The 2,772-nt window shown below is 67.5% G+C and carries 4 protein-coding genes and 1 pseudogene; all 5 read left to right on the forward strand.

Going from position 1 to position 2,772, the window contains the following annotated elements; genetic code table 11:
• Positions 1-1,199 (forward strand): hypothetical protein (locus VDP82_RS16700; RefSeq protein WP_323015956.1); only part of this gene is annotated, 1,199 nt, incomplete at its 5' end.
• 18 nt (positions 1,200-1,217) lie between these two features.
• Positions 1,218-1,460: pseudogene (locus VDP82_RS16705) on the forward strand (NifU N-terminal domain-containing protein); the annotation flags it as partial.
• Positions 1,461-1,826 (forward strand): metal-sulfur cluster assembly factor, encoded by a 366-nt coding sequence (locus tag VDP82_RS16710; RefSeq protein ID WP_323015959.1) that lies wholly within the window; start codon positions 1,461-1,463, stop codon positions 1,824-1,826. It begins immediately after the preceding pseudogene.
• 10 nt (positions 1,827-1,836) lie between these two features.
• A complete protein-coding gene (locus VDP82_RS16715) occupies positions 1,837-2,073 on the forward strand; it encodes a hypothetical protein (protein WP_323015957.1) in 237 nt (78 codons plus the stop codon).
• A 297-nt stretch (positions 2,074-2,370) separates the two neighbouring features.
• A partial coding sequence (locus tag VDP82_RS16720; RefSeq protein WP_323015958.1) for an extracellular solute-binding protein occupies positions 2,371-2,772 on the forward strand: 402 nt, incomplete at its 3' end.

Here is a 2,772-nt window from a genome sequence, read left to right on the forward strand (position 1 = left end):
CGCTGGCGCTGGTGCATCTGTTCACCATCGGCTGGCTGAGCCTGCTGCTCTGCGGGGCGCTGTTCCAATTCGTGCCGGTGCTGGTGGCCAAGCCGCTCTATAGCGACCGGCTGCCGCTGCCGGCGCTGATCCTGCTTGTTGCCGGGCTGGCCCTGCTGATCTGCGGCTTTCTCGCGGCGCCGGAAGCCTTTCCCTATGCAGCGACGGCGCTGCTCTGCGGCTTTGCCCTGGTGCTCTATGATCTGGCGCGCACGCTCTGGGCGGCGCGGCCGCTGCCGCTGGCGGCGCGCTTCGTCGCCGTGGCGCTGGCCTGCCTGGTGGTGACGGTGCTGTTCGGAGCCCTGTTCAGCTTCACCTTTGCCGGGCTGGTGGACTCCGAGCCGCTGCTGGCGCTGGCGGCGAACGGACTACCGCTGCATGTGACGGCGGGGCTGGGCGGCTGGTTGACGCTGGCGGCCATGGGGGTGAGCTATCGGCTGCTGGCCATGTTCATGCTGGCGCCGGAGCTGAACGGAAAACGCCCAAGGGCGGTGCTGTGGCTGAGCGCGCTGGCGCTGGCCACCGCGCTGCTCGGCGGCATCGGGCTTTTGCTCGCCAATGCCGAAATCGGCTGGGCCTTTGCCCTGGCCGGCGTGCTGGCGGCGGTGGCGCTGGGACTGTACGGCGCCGATGTGCTGCGCCTCTATCGCCAGCGCAAACGCCCGGTGATCGAGCTCAACAGCCAGATGGCCATCCCCGCCTTTGCCTCGCTGGCCGGCGCCGTGGTGCTGGCGGCGCTGTTTTCCGGGCTGGGGCAGACCATGGAGCTGGCGGCGGTGCTGGTGTTCCTGGTCGCCTTCGGCTGGCTGAGCGGGCTTGGCCTGGCAAAGCTCTACAAGATCACCGCCTTCGTGACCTGGCTGGAATGCTACGGGCCCATACTGGGCAAGACGGCGACGCCCCGCGTGCAGGACCTGGTGGTGGAGCGCCAGGCGCGCGGCTGGTTCGTGCTCTATTACCTCTCGGTGTGGAGCGCCACCGCCATGCTGGCGCTGGCCCAGCCGCTCGGCTTCCGGCTGGCGGCGGCGGGCATGCTGCTCTCAACGCTCGCAATCGCCGTGCAACTGGTGCGCACCCGCCGGCTCTCCAATGTGCTGGCCTCGAAAAACTGGTCCACCGGCGTAAGGCGGCCCCGGCTGCTGGTGGTTGCAACCTCATAGGCCCCATGGAGGCGCATCATGTTCATCCAGACCGAAGCGACCGACAGTGCCGAGCGCATCAAGTTCCTGCCCGGACGCCCGGTGCTGCCGGGGCGGGTGCTGAGCTATGACAGTCGCGACGCGGCGCTGCGCTCGCCCCTGGCGCGGGCCCTGTTCGAGATCGACGGCGTGGCCGGCGTGGCGCTGGGCCCCGATTATGTGGCGGTGACGCAGGAGGGGGGCGACTGGAAGTTTCTCAAGCCCATGGTTCTGGGCGTGCTGATGGACCATTTCCTCGCCGACGCGCCGGTGCTTGTCGAGGCGACGTCGGGCGGGGAGGGCGAAACCCTGGCCGATCAGGTGCGCGAGGCGCTACGGCTGGTGATCGACCCCGAACTGGGCTTCAACATCGTCGATCTGGGGCTGATCTACGACGTCGCCGCCACGCAAGATGGCGCGGTGCACGTCACCATGACCACGACGACGCGGGGCTGTCCGGCCACCAACTATCTCAAGGAAGGCTCGCGCGAGGCGGCGGGATCGGTGGAGGGCACGCGGGCGGTGGAGGTGGAACTGACCTATGAGCCGCCCTGGACCCCGCAGATGATGAGCCCCGAAGCCAAGAGCCACTTCAACATGTTCGATTAGGGAGGCCGGCATGGCGCCGACCGATGACACCACCGGCGAATTGAGCCGGCTCCTGCGCGCCAGCCTGATGACGCTGGCCGAAACCGGACAGGTGGACGCCGCCTGCCGCATGGCGGGGGAAGCCTGCCGCATCCTGCGGCACGACCAGCCCCGCAACTGGCAGATTTTCAACGCGCTGCTGCACCGGCTGAGCGCCCGCGCGCCGGCGGTGGGCGAAAGGCGGGCAGAGGAGGCCCGGCGGCTGTAATCGGCTATAATGGGGTACGCAGTAGCCGCATCCACGGAGCGGCTCCTCCCCCTTTGACGGGAGAGGCTGGGAGGGGGCGACGAGAGCCCCGATGTGGGGGCTAAACGTCCCCCACCCTTGATCCCTCCCCGCAAGGGGGAGGTGACGACTGCGCCATTGTGGGCGATCAGTTTGCATATCCCGCGCCTGCCAGTGGGATAATTGTGAGGGAAGCCTATTTAGGCTCTGGCGCGGTTTCCCAAAGCGATTATGGTCTGTCATATTTCCTTCACAATCCATAATCGAGAGGAACTCGACATGTCACGGAAATCCCTCATCGGCGCGGCGGCGGTAGCTGCCCTCGCCATTTCTCTTTCGGCGGTTTCCGCCGCCCAGGCGGCCGACGACATTTCCGGCTCGACCCTGATCGTCTACACGCCCAATGAAGAAGGGATGCTCAAGAGCCTGCTGCCGGCTTTCGAGGAAAAGACCGGCGTGACCGTGCAGGTCATCACCGCCGGCACGGGCGAACTCTACCAGCGCATCCGCAGCGAAGCGGCCAATCCGCAGGGCGACGTGATGTTCGGCGGCGGCGCGGCCCAGGCGGCGGCCAATATCGAATTGTGGGGCGAATATACCTCGCCCGAGGACGCGGCCATGGTGCCCGCCGGCAAGAACAAGACCGGCTTCTTCACCCCCTACCAGGCCGACGGCTCGAAC

Source organism: Devosia sp. (assembly GCF_034675085.1).
GTDB lineage: Bacteria > Pseudomonadota > Alphaproteobacteria > Rhizobiales > Devosiaceae > Devosia.

Coding starts and splice junctions, on each gene's coding strand:
- VDP82_RS16710 (WP_323015959.1), top strand. CDS start 1,461: ATGGACCATTTCCTCGCCGACGCGCCGGTGCTTGTCGAGGCGACGTCG.
- VDP82_RS16715 (WP_323015957.1), top strand. CDS start 1,837: ATGGCGCCGACCGATGACACCACCGGCGAATTGAGCCGGCTCCTGCGC.